At 56.0% G+C, this 21,101-nt stretch carries 24 protein-coding genes, 1 pseudogene and 1 other annotated feature; of the genes and pseudogenes, 10 read left to right on the plus strand and 15 right to left on the minus strand.

Features of this window, described 5'->3' with window-relative positions; translation table 11 throughout:
- The first annotated feature begins 14 nt into the window (after positions 1-14).
- The 3 genes from oppC to oppF are packed head-to-tail and all read left to right on the plus strand — an operon-like array spanning position 15 to position 2,946.
- Positions 15-923, plus strand: a complete 909-nt coding sequence (oppC, locus tag FHW04_RS16275) for an oligopeptide ABC transporter permease OppC (protein ID WP_031374580.1) — start codon at positions 15-17, stop codon at positions 921-923.
- Positions 924-934: 11 nt separating this feature from the next.
- On the plus strand, positions 935-1,948 hold the full coding sequence (locus FHW04_RS16280; RefSeq protein ID WP_089561439.1) for an ABC transporter ATP-binding protein: 1,014 nt from the start codon (positions 935-937) through the stop codon (positions 1,946-1,948).
- Positions 1,945-2,946 (plus strand): murein tripeptide/oligopeptide ABC transporter ATP binding protein OppF, encoded by a 1,002-nt coding sequence (oppF, locus tag FHW04_RS16285; protein ID WP_089561440.1) that lies wholly within the window; start codon positions 1,945-1,947, stop codon positions 2,944-2,946. The genes FHW04_RS16280 and oppF overlap by 4 nt, the downstream gene beginning before the upstream one ends.
- A 46-nt stretch (positions 2,947-2,992) precedes the next feature.
- On the opposite strand, the gene FHW04_RS16290 is transcribed toward oppF, so the two are convergent.
- Together FHW04_RS16290 and cls are read right to left on the minus strand one after the other, a co-directional pair.
- Positions 2,993-3,316, minus strand: a complete 324-nt coding sequence (locus FHW04_RS16290; protein ID WP_031374578.1) for an HI1450 family dsDNA-mimic protein — start codon at positions 3,314-3,316, stop codon at positions 2,993-2,995.
- A 46-nt stretch (positions 3,317-3,362) separates the two neighbouring features.
- Positions 3,363-4,823 (minus strand): cardiolipin synthase, encoded by a 1,461-nt coding sequence (gene cls, locus FHW04_RS16295; protein ID WP_089561441.1) that lies wholly within the window; start codon positions 4,821-4,823, stop codon positions 3,363-3,365.
- Between the two features lie 158 nt (positions 4,824-4,981).
- Between cls and FHW04_RS16300 the strand changes: the two genes are divergently transcribed.
- On the plus strand, positions 4,982-5,155 hold the full coding sequence (locus tag FHW04_RS16300) for a YciY family protein (protein ID WP_089561442.1): 174 nt from the start codon (positions 4,982-4,984) through the stop codon (positions 5,153-5,155).
- 98 nt (positions 5,156-5,253) lie between these two features.
- On the opposite strand, the gene FHW04_RS16305 is transcribed toward FHW04_RS16300, so the two are convergent.
- Positions 5,254-5,574 carry a hypothetical protein gene (locus FHW04_RS16305; protein WP_031374576.1) on the minus strand — a complete coding sequence of 107 codons (321 nt, stop codon included), beginning with the start codon at positions 5,572-5,574 and terminating at the stop codon, positions 5,254-5,256.
- A gap of 377 nt (positions 5,575-5,951) precedes the next feature.
- On the opposite strand from FHW04_RS16305, the gene ycgZ reads away from it, so the two are divergent.
- Positions 5,952-6,194, plus strand: coding sequence for a regulatory protein YcgZ (gene ycgZ, locus FHW04_RS16310; RefSeq protein ID WP_031374575.1), 243 nt, complete (start codon positions 5,952-5,954; stop codon positions 6,192-6,194).
- Positions 6,195-6,926: 732 nt separating this feature from the next.
- A complete protein-coding gene (locus tag FHW04_RS16315; RefSeq protein WP_089561443.1) occupies positions 6,927-7,406 on the plus strand; it encodes an anti-virulence regulator CigR family protein in 480 nt (159 codons plus the stop codon).
- 114 nt (positions 7,407-7,520) lie between these two features.
- On the opposite strand, the gene FHW04_RS16320 is transcribed toward FHW04_RS16315, so the two are convergent.
- The gene (locus FHW04_RS16320) at positions 7,521-7,709 is read right to left on the minus strand and encodes a hypothetical protein (protein ID WP_069728533.1); all 189 of its coding nucleotides are present in this window, start codon (positions 7,707-7,709) and stop codon (positions 7,521-7,523) included.
- A gap of 74 nt (positions 7,710-7,783) precedes the next feature.
- Positions 7,784-8,080 carry a YciI family protein gene (locus FHW04_RS16325; RefSeq protein WP_031374572.1) on the minus strand — a complete coding sequence of 99 codons (297 nt, stop codon included), beginning with the start codon at positions 8,078-8,080 and terminating at the stop codon, positions 7,784-7,786.
- Positions 8,081-8,281: 201 nt separating this feature from the next.
- Between FHW04_RS16325 and tonB the strand changes: the two genes are divergently transcribed.
- Positions 8,282-9,037, plus strand: coding sequence for a TonB system transport protein TonB (tonB, locus tag FHW04_RS16330; RefSeq protein WP_046288286.1), 756 nt, complete (start codon positions 8,282-8,284; stop codon positions 9,035-9,037).
- 47 nt (positions 9,038-9,084) lie between these two features.
- Here the strand turns inward: tonB and yciA are convergent, their stop codons facing one another.
- The 4 genes from yciA to FHW04_RS16350 are packed head-to-tail and all read right to left on the minus strand — an operon-like array spanning position 9,085 to position 11,341.
- The gene (gene yciA / locus FHW04_RS16335) at positions 9,085-9,507 is read right to left on the minus strand and encodes an acyl-CoA thioester hydrolase YciA (protein WP_031374571.1); all 423 of its coding nucleotides are present in this window, start codon (positions 9,505-9,507) and stop codon (positions 9,085-9,087) included.
- A gap of 59 nt (positions 9,508-9,566) precedes the next feature.
- The gene (locus tag FHW04_RS16340) at positions 9,567-10,106 is read right to left on the minus strand and encodes a septation protein A (RefSeq protein ID WP_031374570.1); all 540 of its coding nucleotides are present in this window, start codon (positions 10,104-10,106) and stop codon (positions 9,567-9,569) included.
- 56 nt (positions 10,107-10,162) lie between these two features.
- Positions 10,163-10,897, minus strand: a complete 735-nt coding sequence (locus tag FHW04_RS16345; protein ID WP_031374569.1) for a YciC family protein — start codon at positions 10,895-10,897, stop codon at positions 10,163-10,165.
- A 27-nt stretch (positions 10,898-10,924) separates the two neighbouring features.
- Positions 10,925-11,341: a YkgJ family cysteine cluster protein gene (locus tag FHW04_RS16350; protein WP_031374568.1), complete on the minus strand. Its 417-nt coding sequence runs from the start codon at positions 11,339-11,341 to the stop codon at positions 10,925-10,927.
- 252 nt (positions 11,342-11,593) lie between these two features.
- On the opposite strand from FHW04_RS16350, the gene ompW reads away from it, so the two are divergent.
- Positions 11,594-12,226, plus strand: coding sequence for an outer membrane protein OmpW (gene ompW, locus FHW04_RS16355; RefSeq protein ID WP_031374567.1), 633 nt, complete (start codon positions 11,594-11,596; stop codon positions 12,224-12,226).
- A 50-nt stretch (positions 12,227-12,276) separates the two neighbouring features.
- On the opposite strand, the gene FHW04_RS16360 is transcribed toward ompW, so the two are convergent.
- The 6 genes and pseudogenes from FHW04_RS16360 to FHW04_RS16385 form a co-directional block, all read right to left on the minus strand.
- A complete protein-coding gene (locus tag FHW04_RS16360) occupies positions 12,277-12,591 on the minus strand; it encodes a BON domain-containing protein (RefSeq protein ID WP_031374566.1) in 315 nt (104 codons plus the stop codon).
- Between the two features lie 149 nt (positions 12,592-12,740).
- Positions 12,741-13,544, minus strand: a complete 804-nt coding sequence (gene trpA / locus FHW04_RS16365) for a tryptophan synthase subunit alpha (RefSeq protein ID WP_069728531.1) — start codon at positions 13,542-13,544, stop codon at positions 12,741-12,743.
- Positions 13,544-14,734: a tryptophan synthase subunit beta gene (gene trpB / locus FHW04_RS16370; protein ID WP_031374564.1), complete on the minus strand. Its 1,191-nt coding sequence runs from the start codon at positions 14,732-14,734 to the stop codon at positions 13,544-13,546. Before trpB ends, trpA begins: the two co-directional genes overlap by 1 nt.
- 45 nt (positions 14,735-14,779) lie before the next feature.
- Positions 14,780-16,141: a bifunctional indole-3-glycerol-phosphate synthase TrpC/phosphoribosylanthranilate isomerase TrpF gene (trpCF, locus tag FHW04_RS16375; protein WP_031374563.1), complete on the minus strand. Its 1,362-nt coding sequence runs from the start codon at positions 16,139-16,141 to the stop codon at positions 14,780-14,782.
- 2 nt (positions 16,142-16,143) lie between these two features.
- Positions 16,144-17,738, minus strand: a pseudogene (gene trpD, locus FHW04_RS16380) (bifunctional anthranilate synthase glutamate amidotransferase component TrpG/anthranilate phosphoribosyltransferase TrpD).
- Positions 17,738-19,300, minus strand: coding sequence for an anthranilate synthase component 1 (locus tag FHW04_RS16385; protein WP_089561445.1), 1,563 nt, complete (start codon positions 19,298-19,300; stop codon positions 17,738-17,740). Before FHW04_RS16385 ends, trpD begins: the two are co-directional and overlap by 1 nt.
- 23 nt (positions 19,301-19,323) lie before the next feature.
- Positions 19,324-19,428, minus strand: a sequence feature (Trp leader region).
- A 154-nt stretch (positions 19,429-19,582) separates the two neighbouring features.
- On the opposite strand from FHW04_RS16385, the gene rnm reads away from it, so the two are divergent.
- Together rnm and FHW04_RS16395 are read left to right on the plus strand one after the other, a co-directional pair.
- Positions 19,583-20,467 (plus strand): RNase RNM, encoded by an 885-nt coding sequence (gene rnm, locus FHW04_RS16390; protein WP_089561446.1) that lies wholly within the window; start codon positions 19,583-19,585, stop codon positions 20,465-20,467.
- A 12-nt stretch (positions 20,468-20,479) separates the two neighbouring features.
- Positions 20,480-21,100: an L-threonylcarbamoyladenylate synthase gene (locus FHW04_RS16395; protein WP_031374560.1), complete on the plus strand. Its 621-nt coding sequence runs from the start codon at positions 20,480-20,482 to the stop codon at positions 21,098-21,100.
- Position 21,101 lies beyond the last annotated feature (1 nt).

A 21,101-nucleotide genomic window follows, 5' to 3' on the forward strand; every position in this document is an offset into this window, starting at 1 on the left:
TTGCGGAGTTCGCCATGATGTTAAGTAAGAAAAACAGCGAAGCTCTGGATGCGTTCAGTGAGAAGCTGGAAGTGGAAGGGCGCAGTCTGTGGCAGGACGCCCGCCGTCGTTTTATTCATAACCGCGCGGCTTCAATCAGCCTGCTGGTACTGCTGCTGATTACGCTGTTTGTGATCGTTGCGCCGATGCTGTCGCAGTTCACCTATGACGATACCGACTGGGGCATGATGTCCTCTCCACCGGATACCACCTCCGGCCACTGGTTTGGCACCGACTCGTCGGGACGCGATCTGCTGGTGAGGGTGGCAATTGGCGGCCGGATTTCACTGATGGTGGGTGTGGCATCCGCCTTGATCGCGGTAATCGTGGGGACCCTGTACGGTTCCGTTGCCGGTTACCTCGGCGGCAAAACCGACTCGGTGATGATGCGTATTCTGGAAATCCTCAACTCTTTTCCGTTTATGTTCTTCGTCATTCTGCTGGTGACCTTCTTTGGCCGTAATATCCTGCTGATCTTTGCCGCCATCGGCATGGTGTCGTGGCTGGATATGGCGCGTATCGTGCGTGGACAAACCCTGAGCCTGAAGCGCAAAGAGTTTATTGAAGCCGCCCACGTTGGCGGCGTCTCCACCTGGAAAATCGTGGTGCGCCACATCGTGCCGAACGTGCTGGGCGTGGTGGTGGTTTACGCCTCGTTGCTGGTACCCAGCATGATTCTGTTTGAATCCTTCCTGAGCTTCCTTGGGCTGGGAACGCAGGAACCGCTCAGCAGCTGGGGCGCGTTGCTCAGCGATGGGGCTAACTCAATGGAAGTGTCGCCGTGGTTGCTGCTCTATCCGGCGGGCTTTCTGGTGGTAACGCTGTTCTGTTTCAACTTTATCGGCGATGGCCTGCGTGATGCCCTCGACCCGAAAGATCGTTAAGGAGTTTCCCGATGACCATTCATGAATTCCAGCCAGCAATGGCGGCCCGCGCGGGAAGCGAACAGTTACTGCAGGTGAAGGATTTGCGCGTCACCTTCGGCACTCACGACGGCGATGTGACCGCCGTCAACGATCTTAACTTTTCGCTGCGCGCCGGTGAGACGCTGGGTATTGTCGGCGAATCCGGTTCCGGCAAATCACAGACCGCCTTCGCCCTGATGGGGCTGCTGGCTAAAAACGGCCGTATCGGCGGCTCGGCGCTGTTCAACGGCAAGGAGATCCTCAACCTGCCCGAGCACCAGCTTAACCGGCTGCGCGCCGAGCAGATTGCCATGATCTTCCAGGACCCGATGACCTCGCTCAACCCCTACATGCGGGTCGGTGAGCAGTTAATGGAAGTGCTGAAGCTGCACAAGGGCATGAACAGCGCCCAGGCCTTCGAAGAGTCGGTCAGAATGCTGGACGCGGTGAAAATGCCAGAAGCACGCAAGCGGATGAGAATGTATCCGCATGAGTTCTCCGGCGGGATGCGTCAGCGTGTGATGATCGCCATGGCGCTGCTGTGCCGGCCAAAACTGCTGATTGCTGATGAGCCGACCACGGCGCTCGACGTGACGGTGCAGGCGCAGATTATGACGCTGCTCAACGATCTCAAACGTGAGTTCAACACCGCCATTATCATGATCACTCACGATCTCGGCGTCGTCGCCGGGATCTGCGACAAAGTGCTGGTGATGTACGCCGGACGTACCATGGAATATGGCCGCGCTCGTGACGTTTTCTATCAGCCGGCGCACCCGTATTCAATCGGCCTGCTGAATGCGGTGCCGCGTCTGGATGCTGAAGGCGAGAGTCTGACTACCATTCCCGGCAATCCGCCTAACCTGCTGCGTCTGCCGCCGGGCTGCCCGTTCCAGCCGCGTTGTCCACATGCGATGGATATCTGTGCCAAAGCGCCGCCGCTGGAACCGTTCGGGGATGGGCGTTTACGTGCCTGCTTTAAGCCGGTGGAGGAATTAGTATGAGCGCCGTAGCCGAAAAAAGAGTGTTACTGGAAATCGCCGACCTCAAGGTGCATTTCGATATCAAAGATGGCAAGCAGTGGTTCTGGCAGCCGTCAAAGACCCTGAAAGCGGTGGATGGCGTCAGCCTGCGCCTGTACGAAGGGGAGACGCTGGGCGTGGTTGGCGAATCGGGCTGCGGTAAATCGACGCTGGCCCGGGCGATTATCGGCCTGGTTAAAGCCACCGACGGTCGGGTTGCATGGCTGGGACGCGATCTGCTGGGGCAGAGCGAAGAGGAGTGGCGCAAGGCGCGCAGTGACATCCAGATGATCTTCCAGGACCCGCTGGCTTCGCTCAATCCGCGTATGACCATCGGCGATATCATTGCAGAGCCGTTGCGCACCTATCATCCGAAAATGGCGCGTCAGGAAGTCAAAGATCGCGTCAAAAATATGATGATGAAGGTCGGTCTGCTACCGAACCTGATCAACCGCTATCCGCATGAGTTTTCCGGCGGCCAGTGCCAGCGTATCGGTATCGCGCGTGCGCTGATCCTCGAGCCTAAGCTGATTATCTGTGATGAGCCGGTGTCAGCTCTCGACGTATCGATCCAGGCGCAGGTGGTGAATCTGCTGCAGCAGTTGCAGCGCGAAATGGGGCTGTCGCTGATCTTTATCGCGCACGATCTGGCGGTAGTGAAACACATCTCCGATCGGGTGCTGGTGATGTATCTCGGTCATGCGGTCGAACTCGGCACCTACAGCGAGGTCTACAGCAACCCGCAGCATCCTTACACCAAAGCGCTGATGTCAGCGGTGCCGATTCCCGATCCGGATCTGGAAAAGAACAAGCAGATTCAGCTACTGGAAGGGGAGTTGCCGTCTCCGATCAATCCGCCGTCAGGCTGCGTGTTTCGCACCCGCTGCCCGATTGCCGGACCGGAGTGCGCTAAAACCCGGCCGCTGCTGGAAGGCAGTTTCCGCCACGCGGTCTCCTGCCTCAAGGTCGACCCGTTATAATGCAAAACGCCGGGCAGTGGCCCGGCGTTTTTTATCGCTGCGACGGCTATTCACGCCACAGGATATGACACAGCTTGTGGTCTTTTTCACGGCACAGCAGTACGCGTGCAAAGACGTCGGTAATCGGTTCACCATCCGCTTCACCCAGCCCAATCACCACTTCCGCGAAAAAGTCAGGATTCAGATCGAAATCAACATGTTCCTGCCAGTCATCAGAAGGATCGAACAGCTCAGCGCCGCCACGTTCTTCGAACTGCAGATTAAAAAGGATGATGTCTGCCGGATCGAGATTATCGCCTGCCAGCTCAAGAAAAATATCGTAAGCCTGTTCCAGCGTTTCGTCTTCAGTAAGGCGATTATTTAAATCCATGGTCTGTCCTGTCTGCCCTGCGGGCGTTTACACAATTTGGCTCGTTTTACAGTAAAGGGCTAAAGAAGTAAAACAGTCGTTCGACGATGCGTTGCCACCAGGCACGTTTTGACCAGCGCTTACCATCCAGCAGGCGTGAGCGGGCAATATAGTCATCCTGCACGCAGGCCAGATCGCTGCCAAATCCGGCATCGTCTACCACCAGTGTAATCTCAAAATTGAGCCACAGGCTGCGCATATCAAGATTTACCGTGCCGACCAGGCTGAGCTGTCCATCAACCAGAACGCTTTTGGTATGCAGCAGACCATCTTCAAACTGATAAATTTTAACGCCCGCCTCCAGTAGTTCACTGAAGAACGCCCGGCTGGCCCAGCCCACCAGCAGGGAATCGTTATGCCGAGGGACAATAATGCTGACATTCACGCCGCGCTGCGCCGCGGTGCAGATGGCATGCAGCAGATCGTCGCTTGGCACGAAGTAGGGCGTGGTCATGATCAGCTGTTCGCGAGCGGAATAGACCGCCGTCAGCAGCGCCTGATGGATCATATCCTCCGGGAAGCCAGGACCTGAGGCGATAACCTGCACCGTGTGCCCGCTCTCCTGCTCAAACGGCATGATATTGCGGTCGGGCGGTGGCGGCAGGATCCGTTTACCGGTTTCAATCTCCCAGTCGCAGCTGAAGACAATCCCCATTGCGGTGGCCACCGGGCCTTCCATCCGCGCCATCAGATCGATCCACTGCCCGACGCCCGCGTTCTGCTTGAAGAAGCGCGGATCCACCAGATTCATGCTGCCGGTGTAGGCAATATAGTTATCGATTAACACAATTTTGCGGTGCTGACGCAGATCCATCCGGCGCAGGAATACGCGCAGCAGGCTGACCTGTAACGCTTCCACCACATCGATGCCGGCATTGCGCATCATGCCCACCCACGGACTGCGGAAAAAGGTGACGCTGCCAGCCGAGTCGAGCAGCAAACGGCAATGTACGCCGCGACGTGACGCCGCCATCAGCGACTCCGCCACTTCATCTGCCAGACCGCCAGGGTGCCAGATATAGAACACCATCTCGATATTGTGACGCGCCAGCTGGATGTCACGGATCAGCGCCTGCATCACATCATCCGAGCTGGTGAGCAGTTGCAGCTGGTTGCCTTTGACGCCAGCAATGCCCTGACGGTGATGACAAAGCTCGAACAGCGAGCGCGCAACGTCGCTGTGTTCGGTGGCAAAGATTTCACGGCACTGCTTCAGATCGTTCAGCCAGCGGGCCGTCGAGGGCCACATGGTGCGAGCGCGTTCGGCACGCCGTTTACCCAGGTGCAGTTCGCCAAAGGAGAGGTAGGCGATAATACCCACCAGCGGCAGAATATAGATAATCAGTAGCCAGGCCATCGCCGAGGTGACGGCGCGGCGCTTCATCAGTATTCGCAGGGTGACACCGGCGATCAGCAGCCAGTAGCCAAACAGCAGCATCCAACTGATCAGGGTGTAAAAAGTGGTCATTAAGTGGACATCCCGTTCGCGCTTTCGTCTGGCAAGTTTACGTGCTGTTGCGGGTCAGCGAAACCCCCTGACCTGAGCCATCTGTTCAGATCCGATTTGGCATTGGCGATAAGATCTTTATAATACGTGCGCGTGAATTCGATGTCAGAGAGGAAGTGATGAGACGAAGCAGAAATGAAGTGGCGCGCTGGAGAATGTTACGTCAGGTGCACCGCCGCCGTTCACGCTGGCTGGAAGGGCAGTCACGCCGTTATAAGCGTATCCACAGTATTCGCCATCAGCTGGCGCAGCAGCAGCGTCGCTCCATTCTGTTTATTACGCAACAGTTGTAATCGCCGTCGCCGGTGCTGACGGTTCAGGCGGGCAACCGGGCAACCGGGCAGCCGGCTGGGGAGAATCCCCGGCACCTTCCCGCCAGTCCGATGCCGGCTCAGGCTTCGAAAAAGCCCATCTCCGCCAGAAAGTGGCGCGCCTGCAGATGCTCCTGTTGCGACGCGCCGCGATCCTTCACTTCACACATCAGGCAATCGGTTGGGCTGCCCACGCCCATCGGACGTCGGTAACCGGCGCGGTCATACCATTCAAAAGACCACTTATCTGTTTTGCGATGGTAATAAATGGTTAACCAGGCAGAGCAGTTTGCCGGGTAGCCGCTCAGCACTTCTGTTTTCGGATCGGCAATTCCCTGCACCCGGTATAACAGCTGATCGAAGAAAGTTGAGGCGCCCTGAATATTATAAGTTTTATGCATATTGAGCCTGCGACTGTGCTGTAGCGTCCATTCTGCGTGTCAGAGTGTAATAAAGAAGTCATAAATGTAGACAGCGATGCGCAATAATTCCTGTTCAGGCTAAAAAAAAATCTTTCAGCACGCGCTTTTATCACTGTCGGCGACGTCTCACGCGAGTCCCGTCAGGCGCTAATGGCGGGCTGGCGAAGCCTCCCGCGGCGATTACGGTTAATTCTGTACAACTTTACAATCACGCAAGTGACTGTTTGATGGCCATTTATTTCTTTGATTGCTGTTTCAATGCAAATAACAGCGTAAATACCTGTACAACCATCCTTGGGTTGTATAGCTTTACTGCATCGGTTGTAAAAATTAAACGAACTCTATGAGGGTTAACCATGCAAACCAACGTACGAATTCCGGCCTCCATTGCTGATATTTCTGCCTATCTCAACAGTGCCGCTCTGCCGTCGCAGCAGGCGATTCTGGGTTCAGTGGTAACCGAGATTATGCGTTCCGGACGCAGTCTCAATCGTAAGGCGATCTGTACCCGATTGATTAGCCGCTTGCAGGATGTCACCAGTGCGGAAGAAGAACAGCATTACCATGCGCTGATTGGCTTACTGCTGGATCGTAATTAATTCGCTGGTGAGTGCATGTGCGCTATAGCTGGCGTTGCCCGCGCGCTACCGCATCGCCGCAAATTGCCAGGGAAAATGCAGCCCGCCACCTTCTGATGTCTGGCGAGCAAGCCAGGCTTCAGATACCGCGCAAGCGGGTGGACCATATTGACAAGGCGTCAGCGTTTTTGTAGAAATTAGCCATCTTTCGTGATCGTTTTTCGTTGTCCAATCATTCATCTCTCACGGAAGATCGAAGCCCTGCCAGACCGGCAGGGCTTTTGTTTTTCCCCACGTCAATCCGCTCATGATCAATCCAGTAAATAGATGCCCGCAACAATCGCGCTGACAGACATGATATGCAGCAATTCGGTCATGACGGCCTCTCCTGTTGTGTTTAACGGTCCTTTCAGTCAAGAACAGGCTGGCTGATTGGTCAAAAAAATTTACATTTTTACCGACCAGTATGCGGTGGTGATGCCAGCTTTCTTAATTAATCCGCTGAAAATTAACTCTTCCTGACACTTGTCGCTGCGGTTATTGTTTAGCGATGCTAAGTGTTGCTGGGTGGGACACACTACGCCAGCGGATTGTTCAGACGCCTGTCAGCAGGCGTGAAAATTTACGCTGCGCTAAACCGGTAAGAATCACTGCGGATCGGGGAGCGGTGCATGCAGTTTTTAACAGCACCTCGGATTGCTGTTTTTCAGATCCGGCGATAAATTGATAAGAAATACCTTTGGGAGTCAGTCGATGAAGAAGAAATCAAACCGTGGCGTTATCGCCTTAGCCTGCTGTCTGCTGTTCACCTCGCCCGCGTTACTGGCCAATCCGGGTAACGGCAATGGTAACGGCAATGGTCATGGACATTCCGCCCATCATGGTGGCAAAGGCGAAGGCAAAAACGGCAAAGATCATTCGTCTAAGAGCAAAAAGAACAAGGGCGGCGATCCTCACCGGGCCGAGTCAGAGATCAGCTATGCGTTCGCACGCGATCTGGCCAGACAGTATGGGCTGACCGGTTATTCATCGCTGCCACCGGGTATTGCGAAAAATCTTGCGCGGGGTAAACCTTTGCCGCCCGGGATCGCCAAACGATCGGTGCCGCCTTCAATGCTGGACAACCTGCCGGATTATCCTGGTTATCAATGGAAAATTGTCGGGGATAACCTGGTGCTGATTGCGCTCAGTACTGCGGTGGTGACGGCGATCATCAATAACGTCTTCGATTAAGCTAAGCGGGCGACACGAATCGAAAAAAACTGCCGGACTGAACTGCGCCCCAAAAGCTGGACACCCAACCGGGCAGGGTGCAGTTTTTTATTTTGAATTCGGCCGGCAAAGGGTTTAACCGGCCAGTCGCGCCTGCGCGGTCAGCAGCAGGGTTACGTTCACCAACTGCAGCGCCGCTGCCAGCACAACGCACATCACAATCAGCTGTTTTTTCTTACGCCAGCCGTGGACCCGCCATAAATAGAGCGCGGTCCCAATCAGCGCCACGATCGGCACCAGCAGCGCCAGAATCATCATTTGCATTATTGCTTCATCCGAAAAACAAAAATGGCTTCTGTGCGCCGCACCGAAGCCATTTCTTTACCTGGTCCGCGCGATCAGAAAACGCGTTTAAACGGTTTCACGGCGACCTGTTTATAGACGCCAGCGGCAATATAGGGATCATCTTCTGCCCACGACTGCGCTGCTTCTAATGACGGGAACTCGGCAATCACGGTAGAACCGGTGAAGCCCGCCACGCCCGGATCGTTGCTGTCGACAGCAGGCATCGGACCCGCAATGATCAGGCGTCCTTCTTCATGCAGTAGTTTCAGGCGAGCCAGATGAGCAGGGCGCACCGCGTTACGTTTTTCCAGTGAATCTGCGTTGTCTTCTGCATAAATGACGTAAAGCACTTGGGAGCTCCCATTAACTCTTCAGAATTTCGCAACACGTTAAGGGATTGCCGATCAGAGTGCAAATGAAACCTCTGACCACTGCAATGCTCAGCATAAAGGGCTAAAAAGCGCTTTTCTTTCGGCCGGATGGCGGGAGTTATTGAAACTGATTGCTATTTGCATTTAAAATCGGCTCTTCATTCAATGACTGCGACTGTTATGACCACGCTGACTATGCCATTACCAAAACGCACGCCTGTCTCCATGTTATTGTCTGTTGCTTTACATGGTGCCGTAATTGCCGGCATTCTTTATGCCTCATTCCATCAGGTGCTCGAAGTCCCTAAAGCGTCGCAGCCTATCAGCGTAACCATGGTCGCCCCTGAAATTCAGCCTGAGCCGGCGCCGGCAGTGGTTGAGCCGCCTGCCCCACAGCCTGAACCGCAGCCGGAACCTGAACCAGTACCAGAACCTCAGCCGGCCCCGGAACCCCCAAAGGCCGAGCCGGTGCCGATTCCTAAGCCGGAACCGAAGCCCAAACCTAAACCGAAGCCGGAACATAAGCGTGAGCAGCCTAAACGCGAAGTCAAACCGCGTCAGGAGAGCAAGCCGCAGGCTAATCCGTTTAAGCAGGAGGCGCCCGCTACTCAGAACAAGCCGACCGCCGCGCCGAAGTCGACGCCAGCACCGAGTCAGACGGTCTCTAATGGGCCGAAAGCACTGAGCGTCAGCAAGCCAGGCTATCCACCGCGTGCACTGGCGCTACGTGTAGAAGGCCGGGTGAGAGTCAAATTTGATGTCGACAGCGAAGGGCGGGTGGATAACATCCAGATACTTTCCGCTGAGCCGCGTAATATGTTTGAACGCTCAGTTAAACAGGCGATGAAGCAGTGGCGTTACCAGAGTGGGCGTCCGGGGCAGGGCCTGACCATGAACATTGTGTTTAAGATCAGTGGCGGAGCCAGTATCGAATAGAAAGCTGGCGGTCAGGTAACAAGCTTGCCTGACCGCCAGGCGACCGGTTAATCGCTGGGTTGCTGATTGGCCCGTCCGGCAGGCAGCGGACGTGAATTACCGTCATTGTCGACCGCGACGTAGATAAATACCGCTTCGGTGGCACAGTACGTCTGCCCAATCGGCTCTGACGACACCTTCTTAATCCACACTTCGACATTGATGGTCATCGAACTGTTGCCGGTACGGATGCAGCGTGCATGACAACTGACCACATCGCCCACCGCCACCGGTTTCATAAATGACATGCCATCAACCCGCACCGTAACCACCCGGCCTTCGGCAATTTCTTTGGCCAGGATCGCACCGCCCATATCCATCTGAGACATCAGCCAGCCGCCAAAAATATCGCCGTTGGCGTTGGTGTCTGCTGGCATGGCTAACGTACGTAACACCATTTCGCCTTGCGGCAACTTATGTTTTTCGCCCATTGCTTTCATTCTTCTGCAGGTGATCGCTAAAAAAATGCCCGGCATAGCGGGCAGAGTGATTATTTTTGTTGTTGTTGCGGCATCTGTCGCCAGATATAGAGCCCGCTGATCAGGGTAAACAGTAAGGTGAGACCGGTCAGACCAAACACCTTAAAGTTAACCCAGAATGCCTGGGATAACCAAAAGGCAACATAGATATTTACCAGGCCGCAGATCAGGAAAAAGATCGCCCATGCGGTGTTCAGCCGACGCCAGACCGGGTCCGGCAGCTGTAACTCTTTGCCCAGCATGCTCTGGATCAGCGTTTGTTTCATAAACCACTGGCTGTAGAGCAGCGCCACGGCAAACAGGCTGTAAATCACCGTCACTTTCCACTTAATGAACTCATCGTTGTGGAATACCAGCGTCAGCGTGCCAAATACCGCCACCAGCACAAAGGTGAAAATCGTCATCTTTTCCAGTTTACGGTAGAGCACCCAGCTGACGACTAAGGCCAGACCGGTTGCGACAATCAACGCGCCAGAGGCAACAAAGATGTCGTACAGCTTGTAGAAGATGAAAAACACCACCAAAGGGAGAAAGTCGAGTAACTGCTTCATAGTCATTCCAGTCAGAGCTGAAGTGGGTACGGATGCGCCCGAAGGCGCATCAGCCATCAACGTAACAGCATATAAAGCCGGTACAGATAGATAATTAACATGGCCGAAACCAGATTACCTGCAGCGGTAAAAATCACCGAGGAGACATTCATCGGCAGGACGGTTAGCGAGGAGAAAAACAGCATTACCACTACTTTCGCCAGCAGCCAGAGAATAATAGCTGGCGCGATCAGTTTCACGTTCTTCCAGGCCATCCGCATGCTGGCGCGCATCGCAGCGAACACGCCGATCTTCTCGCTAGCCAGCATCACCGGCGCCAGTGACAGCAGAATAGTCAGCAGAATACCGGGCACCACCAGAATCATAAAGCCGAGCTGCGCTACCAGCGTAATCAGGAAGGTCAGCAGTAACAGCTTCGGCAGTAACGGTGCTGCCGTACCAATGGCACGCAGCGCACTGACCCGCTGGCCAGAAGAGACCATCGGTATCAGACACAACATCCCGCCGAGCAACAGCGTATTGCCCACCAGCGCCGCGAAGGTGCCCGCCGCAGAGGCGCGCAGCAACACCTGCTGCTGTTCAGGTGACATATTCTGCACCATCTCAAATAATGAACTGGCACTGTCGTCGCCCTGCTGCAGGATCGCCATCTGATCGGCGCCCGGGGTCAGCACATGTACCAGCATTACGGTGATGAAAGCGGTCAACAGCGACATCAACAGTAAAGTAACCAGCTGATGGCGGGCAAAATTTCCAGTGTCACGGTATAACGAGCTTGCCGTGATAGACATGTACACTCCTTGGAGGAACCGGGTTAATTAACCCGGCGATTGTACATGTTCTGGCAGCTCGCGGGCACCCGCCGCGGCATAACTTTCTGTCATTACAGGTAAAGATGGGTGAAAAAGGGCGGGAAGACCGTAACGGGCGCGGGCGCGATCGCAGGCTTCATTGGCGATGCCTTCTTCACCCGACATCGCAAACTCCCGACAGGGCGTCGGGCGTTGTTCATAAATTCCACACGAGACACAGCCGCCAATCTCGCCCTGCAGGGCAACACAGCGGGGTGCGCGATCGTTAGTGCCGCGCATATTGCGCATCAACAGGCTTAGCGGCTCGGTTAATTCAGTCGGCACCGGACCGCCAGCATCATCGGCTTCAGCCCAGTAGAAAGAGACACGGAAATGGGCGCAGCAGGCGCCACAGCTGACACAAGGATTTGAAGTTTCGCTCATTTGATCACCCGCCACTCCTGAGGCATCGAACCAAAATCAACAATCTGGATCAGCAAAATAAGCCGGGCAAAATATTTCGGCAAGGGGTATTTCTTAGCGCCAGCACCGGCCAAAATTGATCTACATCAACCCATTGTTTTTTAATTAAATTATTTCAGCCGGCCGGAGTGCAATTTTATGTAAATCACGTTAAATCTTTGCTAACAAAAAATTGATGACCTGAGTGTTTTTCCCTTTAGCAAAGGAGTGACGATGAAACTGGCAAAATGCGCAATGTTACTGGCTCTGGCTTTACCCCAACTGGCGATGGCTCATGAGGCGGGCGATTTTTTTATGCGCGCAGGCAGCGCCACGGTACGGCCGACGGAAGGTTCCGACAACGTGCTCGGCATGGGCGAGTTCAGCGCCAGTAACGATACCCAGCTTGGCCTGACCTTTACCTATATGGCGACGGATAATATCGGGGTTGAACTGCTGGCCGCCACGCCGTTCCGGCACAAAGTGGGGCTGGGTCCAACCGGCACGCTGGCAACGGTACGTCAGCTGCCGCCAACGCTGATGGCGCAATACTATTTCTTTGACAGCAAAAGCAAAGCGCGCCCGTATATCGGGGTCGGTATCAACTACACCACCTTTTACGACGCTGACTTCAACCAGACCGGCCGTGATGCAGGTCTCAGCGATCTGAGCGTAAAAGATTCCTGGGGCGTAGCGGGACAGGTCGGTCTGGATTACCAGATTAACCGCGACTGGATGCTGAATGCGTCAGTGTGGTACATGGATATTGATACTGAAGTGAAGTTCAAGGCAGCAGGCGAGCAGCAGAACATCAATATGCGCATCGATCCCTGGGTTTTCTTCTTCGGCGCGGGTTACCGCTTCTGATGAGAAAAAGGCCGCTGTTTAAGCGGCCTTTTTGCTAAGCACAGCAGCGATTACTTGATCTGCATATTGTTAACAACGGATTTCACGCCTGGCACGCTGCGCGTAACCTGCACCGCGCGATTAGCCATCTGTGGTGATGAGACAAAACCGCTCAGCTGAACTTTACCTTTAAAGGTTTCTACGTTGATTTCAGTCGATTTCAGCGAGTCATCTTTCAACAGTTCACCTTTCACTTTGGTGGTCACCACGGTGTCGTCGATATAGCCACCGGTTCCTTCTTTAGTCGCGGTTGGCGCACAGGCGCTCAGTGTCAGCGCAACCACACCCGCCATCAACGCACCCGCCAGCAGTTTAAATAATTTCATTGCTTTCTCTCCCTGTCACAAATTGGATGCGACGTTACCGTAACGGCGCTCTGACATTGTGGTGCAGATTTTGCAAAAAGGGCAAATGGCGGGATGTAAAAAATGGAAAGAAATCATGCCTTATCACCTGATAAGGCATGCTGACAGAATTAACGGCTGGCGGCTTTGAGGCTGCTGACGAAGTTTTTCAGTTCGCGCAGCATCACGTCCGGTTCGGCGTGATTTTTTTCAATGATTCGCACAATGGCGGAGCCAGAGATAGCGCCGGCGGCACCGGCGGCGATTGCTTCCTTCACCTGCGACGGTTCAGAAATACCGAATCCCTGCAGCGGCGGGGCTGCGTTGTATTCACGTAGCTTTTCAATCAGATGCTGCAGCGGCAGGCTGGCACGGTTTTCAGCGCCGGTAACGCCGGCACGGGAGAGCAGGTAGGTATAACCGCGTCCGTGTGAGGCAATCTCCCGCAGCAGGGTATCACTGGCATTTGGCGGGCAGATGAAAATCGGCGCGATACCGTGACGCAGCGCCGCCTGACGGAACGGTGCTGACTCTTCCACTGGCACATCTGCCACCAGCACTGAATCGACGCCGGCTTCGGCGCAACGCGCGTAAAACGCATCCACGCCGTTGGTGAACACCAGATTGGCATACATCAGTAAACCGATCGGCAAATCCGGGTATTTACGCCGGATGGTCGCCAGCATCTCAAAGCACTGGCTGATGTTGGTGCCCGCCGCAAAGGCGCGCAGCGTCGCGTTCTGAATGGTCGGGCCGTCGGCCAGCGGATCGGAGAAGGGGATGCCTAACTCCAGCGCATCGGCGCCGCCTTCCACCAGAGCGTCAATCACCTGTAATGAAAGTTCCGGCGATGGATCACCCAGCGTCACAAAAGGGACAAAAGCGCCTTCGTTACGGGCAGAGAGACGTTTAAACAGTTGATCGTAACGTTCCATCAGATTTCTCCCTGCGCAGTCAGAATGTCGTGAACGGTGAAAATATCTTTATCGCCCCGGCCAGAAAGGTTAACCACCACCAGTTGCTCTTTGTCCGGCTCGGCCTGAATCATCTTCAGGGCGTACGCCAGTGCATGTGATGATTCCAGTGCCGGAATAATACCTTCAGCGCGGCACAGTTGTTTGAAGGCTGCCAGCGCTTCGTTATCAGTAATCGAAACATACTCGGCGCGGCCAATGCTGTTCAGATGCGCATGCTGCGGTCCGACTGACGGAAAATCGAGGCCAGCAGAGATCGAGTAAGACTCTTCAATCTGACCCTCTTCGGTCTGCATCATCGGGGCTTTCATACCGAAGTAGATACCAACGCGGCCATGTTTCAGCGGCGCGCCATGCTCACCGGTTTCAATGCCGTGTCCCGCTGGCTCAACGCCAATCAGCTTAACGCTGCTTTCATCAATAAAGTCCGCGAACATGCCGATGGCGTTAGATCCTCCGCCGACGCAGGCGATAATGGCGTCCGGCAGGCGACCCTCTTTTTCCAGAATCTGCTTTTTGGTCTCTTCACCGATCATCCGCTGGAACTCACGTACGATGGTCGGGAATGGATGCGGGCCAGCGGCGGTACCCAGCATATAGTGAGCGGTTTCATAGCTGCCTGACCAGTCGCGCAGCGCCTCATTACAGGCATCCTTCAGCGTGGCTGAACCACTGTGTACCGGGATCACTTCAGCACCCATCAGACGCATACGGAATACGTTAGGAGACTGACGCTCAACGTCTTTAGCCCCCATATAGATGCGGCACTTCATTCCCAGCAGCGCGCAGGCCAGCGCGGAGGCGACACCGTGCTGGCCGGCACCGGTTTCTGCGATGATTTCATTCTTGCCCATACGTTTGGCAAGCAGCGCCTGGCCCAGCACCTGGTTCGTTTTGTGCGCGCCGCCGTGCAGCAGATCTTCGCGCTTCAGGTAGAGCCGGGTTTTGCTGCCTTTCGTCAGGTTCTTACACAGCGTCAGGGCGGTAGGACGGCCGGCATAGTTCTTCAGCAGGTCCATGAATTCCGCCTGAAACTCAGGATCTTTCTGTGCGTCGACAAACGCCTCTTCCAGCTGGCGCAGCGCTGGCATCAGGATCTGCGGAACATACATTCCGCCAAATTCGCCAAAGTAGGGGTTGAGTAACGTCATTTTTAGCTTCCTTTTTCGGGCCCGCCGTAGAGCAGGCCAGGCAAATCAGTAGGCGCGCAGTGTCTGGAACACCGCCGCGATTTTACGGGCATCTTTGATACCGGGCGCGCTTTCCACCCCTGAGTTGAAATCGAGACCGGCACAGCCCAGCTGCGCCGCTTCAACACAGTTATCCGCGCTCAGGCCACCGGCCAGCAACACGTCATTCAGCGTCTGGCCCTGTAACAGTGACCAGTCAAAGCGCTGACCGGTTCCGCCGTCGCCATTATCAAACACGTAACGATCAATGTGCGGCCAGTTGCGCGCCGGTAAGGCACCTTCAACGCGCAGCGCTTTCCAGATCTCAATGCTGGCGGGCAGGGCCGCGCGCAGTTCGCTGACGAAATCCGGGTCTTCATTGCCGTGCAGCTGGACGGCGGCCAGCGAAAGCGCGGTGGCTTTGGTGACAACGTCACTAATGGCGTTATTGCGGAACACGCCAACGTAGCGCAATGGCGCGGCGTTGATCACCGTACGGGCGGCCTCAGTTTCGATGTGACGCGGCGAACCTTCAGCAAAAATCAGGCCGCCGTAGAGGGCACCGGCTTCATAGGCGGCACGCGCGTCTTCCGCGCGGGTCAGCCCACAGACTTTATTGGCACCCAGCGTCACCCGGCGCACCGCCGCGGTCAGGTCGGGTTCTTCCATCAGGGCGGAACCGATCAGGAAGCCATTGGCAAAGTGGCTGAGCTCACGAATATCTGCGTAGCTGTTGATGCCCGATTCGCTGATTACTGTGACGCCGTGCGACAGGCGCGGGGCCAGCTGGCGGGTGCGGTTAAGATCGATCGACAGATCGCGCAGATCGCGGTTATTAATCCCGACCACTTTGGCCTGCAGCGCAATGGCGCGCTCCAGCTCCTGCTCATTACTGACTTCGGTCAGGATGCCCATTTTCAGGCTGTGGGCGACGGCGGCCAGCTGACGATACTGCTCATCATCCAGCACTGACAGCATCAGCAGAATGGCGTCTGCCTGATAGTAACGCGCCAGATAGATCTGATACGGGTCGATGATAAAGTCTTTGCACAGCACCGGCTGGGTGATAGCGGCGCTGACGATCGGCAGAAAAGCGAAGTCGCCCTGAAAGTATTTTTCATCGGTCAGCACCGACACTGCCGAAGCGTAGTGCCGGTAAACACCGGCAATCGCGGCCGGATCAAAATCGGCGCGGATAATCCCTTTAGAGGGCGACGCTTTTTTACACTCGAGGATAAACGCGGTTCGCGCACCCTGGAGCGCATCATAAAAATGACGGCTGGCAGGCTCAATGCTGTTCTGAAAGGTAGAAAGAGGCTGCTGCTGCTGACGCGCTTCAACCCAAATCGCTTTGTCCTGCACAATTTTTTCTAACACGGTACCTTGCATGGTTATCCTCTTGCTGCCAGAGCGACCACGCGCTCGTAAGCCTGTCCACTGTGGATAGCGTTGAGCGCACGCTGTGCATTTTCACGCAGATCTTCATGACCGAATACTTTAAGCAGCATCGCCACATTGACGGCGACCGCTTCCTCATGGGCCTGCTGGCCATTACCCTGGAGTAAAGCCGTGAGAATGTCACGATTTTCTTCCGGCGTGCCGCCAGCCAGCGCTTCCTTAGGATGGAAGCCAAAACCGAAGTCTTCCGGCGACAGCTGATAGCGGGTGATTTCCCCGTCACGCAGCTCTGCCACATGGGTCACGTCGTGCAGCGCCACTTCATCCATCCCGCCGCCATGCACCACCGCTGCACGCTGATAGCCCAGCACTTTCAGGGTCTGCGCAATCGGCATCACCAGCTCCGGGCTGTAAACGCCAATCACCGCCAGCGGTGGACGTGCCGGGTTAATCAGCGGGCCCAGGACGTTAAACAGCGTCCGCGTTTTGAGCTGCTGGCGCACCGGCATCGCGTGGCGAAATCCGGTGTGATACTGCGGTGCAAACAGGAAGCAGACGTTGAGATCGTCCAGCGCCTGGCGTGCTTGCTGAGCCGGCATATCCAGATTGATGCCAAACGCCGCCAGCAGATCGGATGAACCGGACTTGCTGGAGACGCTGCGGTTGCCGTGCTTCGCCACTTTCAGGCCGCAGGTCGCCGCGACAAACGCACTGGCGGTTGAAATATTAATGCTGTTGCTGCCGTCACCGCCGGTTCCGACGATATCGGCAAAAGCGTAGTCGGGGCGCGGGAAGGGTTTGGCATCTTCCAGCAGCGCGGTTGCCGCACCGGCGATCTCTTCTGGCGTTTCGCCCCGGACTTTCATCGCAATCAGGGCTGCCGCCAGTTGGGTCGGCTCCAGCTGACCGGTAATAATCGCGCTGAACAGCTGATGACTCTCAGCCTGATTCAGCGTCTGCGCCTGGTAAAGTTTTTCCAGTGTCTGTTGCATAGTCATTCTCCCTGTTACTTCGCCAGCGCCCAGGCCAGCGTCTGCTCAAGCAGTCGCGCGCCCTGAGTAGTCAGGATGGATTCAGGATGGAACTGGAATCCGCATACCCGGTCAGTTTCGTGGCGAACCGCCATCACCATGCCGTTGTAGCTGGCATTGACGGTGAGTTCATCCGGCGTATTACTGCCGACCAGTGAGTGATAGCGTGCCACCGGCAGCGGGTTGCTCAGGCCGGCAAACATCGCCTCGCCATCGTGAACCACCGCGGAGGCTTTCCCGTGCAGGATCTCGCCAGCCTGACCGACATGACCGCCATATTCTTCAACAATTGCCTGATGGCCGAGGCAGATCCCGATAATCGGTAAACGGCCGCGCAGCGTCCGCAGCAGTTCAGGCATGCAGCCAGCCTCTTTCGGCGCGCCCGGACCTGGCGACAGCATCAGCACCGGATTCTCCATCTGCTGCAGGTGTTCAATTAACAGCGCCGCCGGCAGGTTGTTGCGGTAGATCACCACGTTGTGACCAAAAGTCCGCAGTTGGTCGACCAGGTTATAGGTAAATGAGTCGATGTTATCGAGCAGCAGAATATCGGCCATCAGAAGATCTCCTTGCAGTGATGGGCGGTTGCAATGGCGCGCAGCACGGCGCGGGCTTTATTGCGGCTCTCATCGGCTTCCGCCTGCGGATTCGAGTCCAGTACCACACCTGCACCCGCCTGAACGGTTGCTACCCCGTCTTCAACATAAGCAGAGCGGATGACGATGCAGGTATCCAGATCGCCATTGGCGGTGAAATAGCCGACCGCACCGCCGTAGCTGCCGCGGCGGGTACCTTCGGCCCCGGCGATCAGCTGCATGGCGCGTACTTTCGGTGCTCCGCTCAGGGTGCCCATGTTCATGCAGGCGCGATAGGCGTGCAGCACATCAAGATCGGCGCGCAGGGTGCCGACCACGCGAGACACCAGATGCATCACAAACGAGTAGCGATCAACCTTGGTCAGATCGGCGACGTAGCGGCTGCCCGGCACGCAGATACGTGCCAGATCGTTACGCGCCAGATCGACCAGCATCAGATGCTCCGCCAGCTCTTTATGATCAGTGCGCATCTCCAGTTCGATCCGGCTGTCCAGATCGCGGTCCAGCGAACCGTCCGCTTTACGACCGCGTGGACGGGTGCCAGCAATCGGGTAGATCTCAATCTGACGTGAGCTGGCGTCATACTTCAGCGAACTTTCTGGTGAGGCACCAAACAGCGCGAAATCCTGGTCCTGCATAAAAAACATATACGGGCTGGGATTGCTGTTTTTCAGCGTGTCGTAGGCGGCCAGCGGCGAAGGGCATGGCAGTGAAAAACGCCGTGAAGGCACCACCTGGAAGATTTCGCCGATGCGAATCGCCTGCTGCATGGTGCGCACCACCTCGCAATATTCTTCATCGCTCTGGCTGGTGGTCAGCGTCATCTGCTCAACCGTCTGAACCGGCAGCGCCGGAGCCGGCTGCAGCATCTGGCCATGCAGTTGCTCAATCCGGCGTTGCAGACGCTGGAATTCATTGGTCGACGGGCAGAACAGGCTGGCCTGCAGCCGCGCGCTGCGGGTCTGGTGATCGATCACCAGCAGCGTTTCCGCCAGATGAAAACAGTAGTCCGGGCAGCGCTGCTGATTCTCCAGCGGCGGCAGGGTTTCGAAGCCCGCCACCAGATCGTAAGCAAACAGGCCGCCTAACAGCACGGCTTCACGCTCATCGGCTGGCGAATTGACCAACTGGGGAATCAGACGCAGCGCGTCAAACACCGACAGCGCCTGCAGACGTGAATCTTCATCCTGCGGGCCGCTGCTCTGCGGGAAAGTCAGCTCGCGGCCATCGGGACGCACCTGATTATCGACGGAGCCGGGCAAAGCCGCGTCCAGCAGCGGCAGCAGCGCGCGGCCATTTTCTGACAGCGCCTGAATGGTCACCCGATTATCCAGCGCGCTGATACGCAGTGCGCTGTCGACAATCAGCAGGCTTTTGAGGTTCTTTTTGCTGTCGATATCGGCAGATTCAAGCAGCAGGGTTGCCGGGCGTGCGCCGCATAACTGATGAAACACTGCGGCCGGATCTTCGCGATAAGGTGCGTTGCCGGTAATCAACTTCACTGTAGGTTTCGCATTTGGCATGATGATTTCTCTGAATTTCGCTCAAAAAAAAGCCCGCTCGGTGGCGGGCTCAGGTATCTGCACAGCGTTTACGCAAGATGTGCACGACCACGTCGCCCGTGTTCGGGAACATCGAGCCACCAACCGTTAAAATGCGTGATTACAACAGCCATGATTGAATACCCGTTACGTGTGAACTTGTGTACTAGTTAACGGGTTCAGGGCGGAAATGTCAATACACTTTTTCACCGGCGGCTAAAATCGTTATCATGCTGGCCGGTTTAGTTTCCAGCAGGAGTTCTCTTGAGCGATATCGCCCGTTTCCCGGTTTATGATTTACACAGCCACACGCGGGCCTCGGATGGCTTTCTGACGCCGGCCGCGCTGGTACAGCGTGCGGTTGAGATGCGCGTAGGCGTACTGGCGATTACCGATCACGATAGCGTCGCTGGCGTGGATGAAGCCCGGCAAACGGCTATCGATCAGGCTTTGCCGATCAAAGTGCTGGCGGGCGTTGAGGTTTCCACCCTGTGGGAAAATCATGAAATTCATATCGTGGGATTAAATATCGATATCCGCCATCCGACCCTGGTCAGTTTTCTCGCCGGACAGCATGCCTGTCGGCAGGCGCGGGCGGAACAGATCGCCGAGCGGCTGGAGAAAGCCCGTATCCCGGGTGCGCTGGCGGGTGCGATGCGGCTGGCCGATGGCGGAGTGATCACCCGGGGCCACTTTGCCCGCTTCCTGATGGAGCAGGGCAAGGCGGATAATATGGCGCAGGTATTCAAAAATTATCTGGCGCGTGGCAAAACCGGCTACGTCCCGCCACAATGGTGTACAATTGAACAAGCTATTGATGCGATTCATCATTCTGGCGGTTGCGCGGTGCTGGCGCATCCCGGACGCTACGGCTTATCAGCGAAGTGGCTAAAGCGGCTGGTGGCCCATTTCCGCGAAGTCGGCGGTGATGCCATGGAGGTTGCACAGTGCCAGCAGGCGCCGAATGAGCGCACGCAGCTGGCGCAATACGCCAGAGACAATGCGCTGGCCGCATCACAAGGTTCTGATTTTCATCAACCCTGCCCGTGGATTGAACTGGGCCGCAAACTGTGGCTGCCCGCGGCGGTTGAGCCGGTATGGGAACGCTTCCCGGAACTGGCTCCCGACGATTCAGGCACGGAAAGGTGACACGAGGTTTCTATGAGTCAATTGTTTCACATCCACCCGGATAACCCGCAACCCCGTCTGATTAACCAGGCGGTGGATTACCTTAATAAAGGCAGCGTGATCGTCTATCCGACCGATTCCGGCTATGCGCTGGGCTGCCGGCTGGAAGAGAAGGGCGCGATGGAGCGTATCTGCCGCATTCGTCAGCTGGATGGGCACCATAACTTCACCCTGATGTGTCGGGATCTCTCTGAGCTATCCGTCTATTCTCAGGTAGGAAATTCAGCCTTTCGTTTGCTGAAAAATAACACCCCGGGTAACTACACTTTTATTCTCAAGGCGACCAAAGAGGTTCCGCGTCGTCTGATGAATGACAAGCGGAAAACCATCGGGCTGCGCGTGCCGTCTAATCCGGTGGCGCTGGCACTGCTGGAGGCGCTGAATCAGCCGATGATGTCGACCTCGCTGATCCTGCCGGGTAACGACTTCACCGAGTCCGATCCGGAAGAGATCCAGCACAGCATTGGTAAGCTGGTTGATCTGATTATTGACGGCGGGACGCTGGGGCAACAGCCGACCACGGTGGTCGATTTGACCACCGATTCGCCGGAAATTGTGCGCGAAGGCGTGGGCGATACCCGCCCGTTCCTGTAAC

This window comes from Pantoea sp. AN62 (assembly GCF_050432985.1).
Lineage (GTDB): Bacteria > Pseudomonadota > Gammaproteobacteria > Enterobacterales > Enterobacteriaceae > Pantoea > Pantoea brenneri.

What these genes read in the sequence shown, in the direction of transcription:
- oppC (WP_031374580.1), top strand. Translation starts at nt 15, where the DNA reads ATGATGTTAAGTAAGAAAAACAGCGAAGCTCTGGATGCGTTCAGTGAG.
- FHW04_RS16280 (WP_089561439.1), top strand. Translation starts at nt 935, where the DNA reads ATGACCATTCATGAATTCCAGCCAGCAATGGCGGCCCGCGCGGGAAGC.
- oppF (WP_089561440.1), top strand. Translation starts at nt 1,945, where the DNA reads ATGAGCGCCGTAGCCGAAAAAAGAGTGTTACTGGAAATCGCCGACCTC.
- FHW04_RS16290 (WP_031374578.1), bottom strand. Translation starts at nt 3,316, where the DNA reads ATGGATTTAAATAATCGCCTTACTGAAGACGAAACGCTGGAACAGGCT.
- cls (WP_089561441.1), bottom strand. Translation starts at nt 4,823, where the DNA reads ATGACCACTTTTTACACCCTGATCAGTTGGATGCTGCTGTTTGGCTAC.
- FHW04_RS16300 (WP_089561442.1), top strand. Translation starts at nt 4,982, where the DNA reads ATGAGACGAAGCAGAAATGAAGTGGCGCGCTGGAGAATGTTACGTCAG.
- FHW04_RS16305 (WP_031374576.1), bottom strand. Translation starts at nt 5,574, where the DNA reads ATGCATAAAACTTATAATATTCAGGGCGCCTCAACTTTCTTCGATCAG.
- ycgZ (WP_031374575.1), top strand. Translation starts at nt 5,952, where the DNA reads ATGCAAACCAACGTACGAATTCCGGCCTCCATTGCTGATATTTCTGCC.
- FHW04_RS16315 (WP_089561443.1), top strand. Translation starts at nt 6,927, where the DNA reads ATGAAGAAGAAATCAAACCGTGGCGTTATCGCCTTAGCCTGCTGTCTG.
- FHW04_RS16320 (WP_069728533.1), bottom strand. Translation starts at nt 7,709, where the DNA reads ATGCAAATGATGATTCTGGCGCTGCTGGTGCCGATCGTGGCGCTGATT.
- tonB (WP_046288286.1), top strand. Translation starts at nt 8,282, where the DNA reads ATGACCACGCTGACTATGCCATTACCAAAACGCACGCCTGTCTCCATG.
- yciA (WP_031374571.1), bottom strand. Translation starts at nt 9,507, where the DNA reads ATGGGCGAAAAACATAAGTTGCCGCAAGGCGAAATGGTGTTACGTACG.
- FHW04_RS16340 (WP_031374570.1), bottom strand. Translation starts at nt 10,106, where the DNA reads ATGAAGCAGTTACTCGACTTTCTCCCTTTGGTGGTGTTTTTCATCTTC.
- FHW04_RS16345 (WP_031374569.1), bottom strand. Translation starts at nt 10,897, where the DNA reads ATGTCTATCACGGCAAGCTCGTTATACCGTGACACTGGAAATTTTGCC.
- FHW04_RS16350 (WP_031374568.1), bottom strand. Translation starts at nt 11,341, where the DNA reads ATGAGCGAAACTTCAAATCCTTGTGTCAGCTGTGGCGCCTGCTGCGCC.
- ompW (WP_031374567.1), top strand. Translation starts at nt 11,594, where the DNA reads ATGAAACTGGCAAAATGCGCAATGTTACTGGCTCTGGCTTTACCCCAA.
- FHW04_RS16360 (WP_031374566.1), bottom strand. Translation starts at nt 12,591, where the DNA reads ATGAAATTATTTAAACTGCTGGCGGGTGCGTTGATGGCGGGTGTGGTT.
- trpA (WP_069728531.1), bottom strand. Translation starts at nt 13,544, where the DNA reads ATGGAACGTTACGATCAACTGTTTAAACGTCTCTCTGCCCGTAACGAA.
- trpB (WP_031374564.1), bottom strand. Translation starts at nt 14,734, where the DNA reads ATGACGTTACTCAACCCCTACTTTGGCGAATTTGGCGGAATGTATGTT.
- trpCF (WP_031374563.1), bottom strand. Translation starts at nt 16,141, where the DNA reads ATGCAAGGTACCGTGTTAGAAAAAATTGTGCAGGACAAAGCGATTTGG.
- FHW04_RS16385 (WP_089561445.1), bottom strand. Translation starts at nt 19,300, where the DNA reads ATGCCAAATGCGAAACCTACAGTGAAGTTGATTACCGGCAACGCACCT.
- FHW04_RS16395 (WP_031374560.1), top strand. Translation starts at nt 20,480, where the DNA reads ATGAGTCAATTGTTTCACATCCACCCGGATAACCCGCAACCCCGTCTG.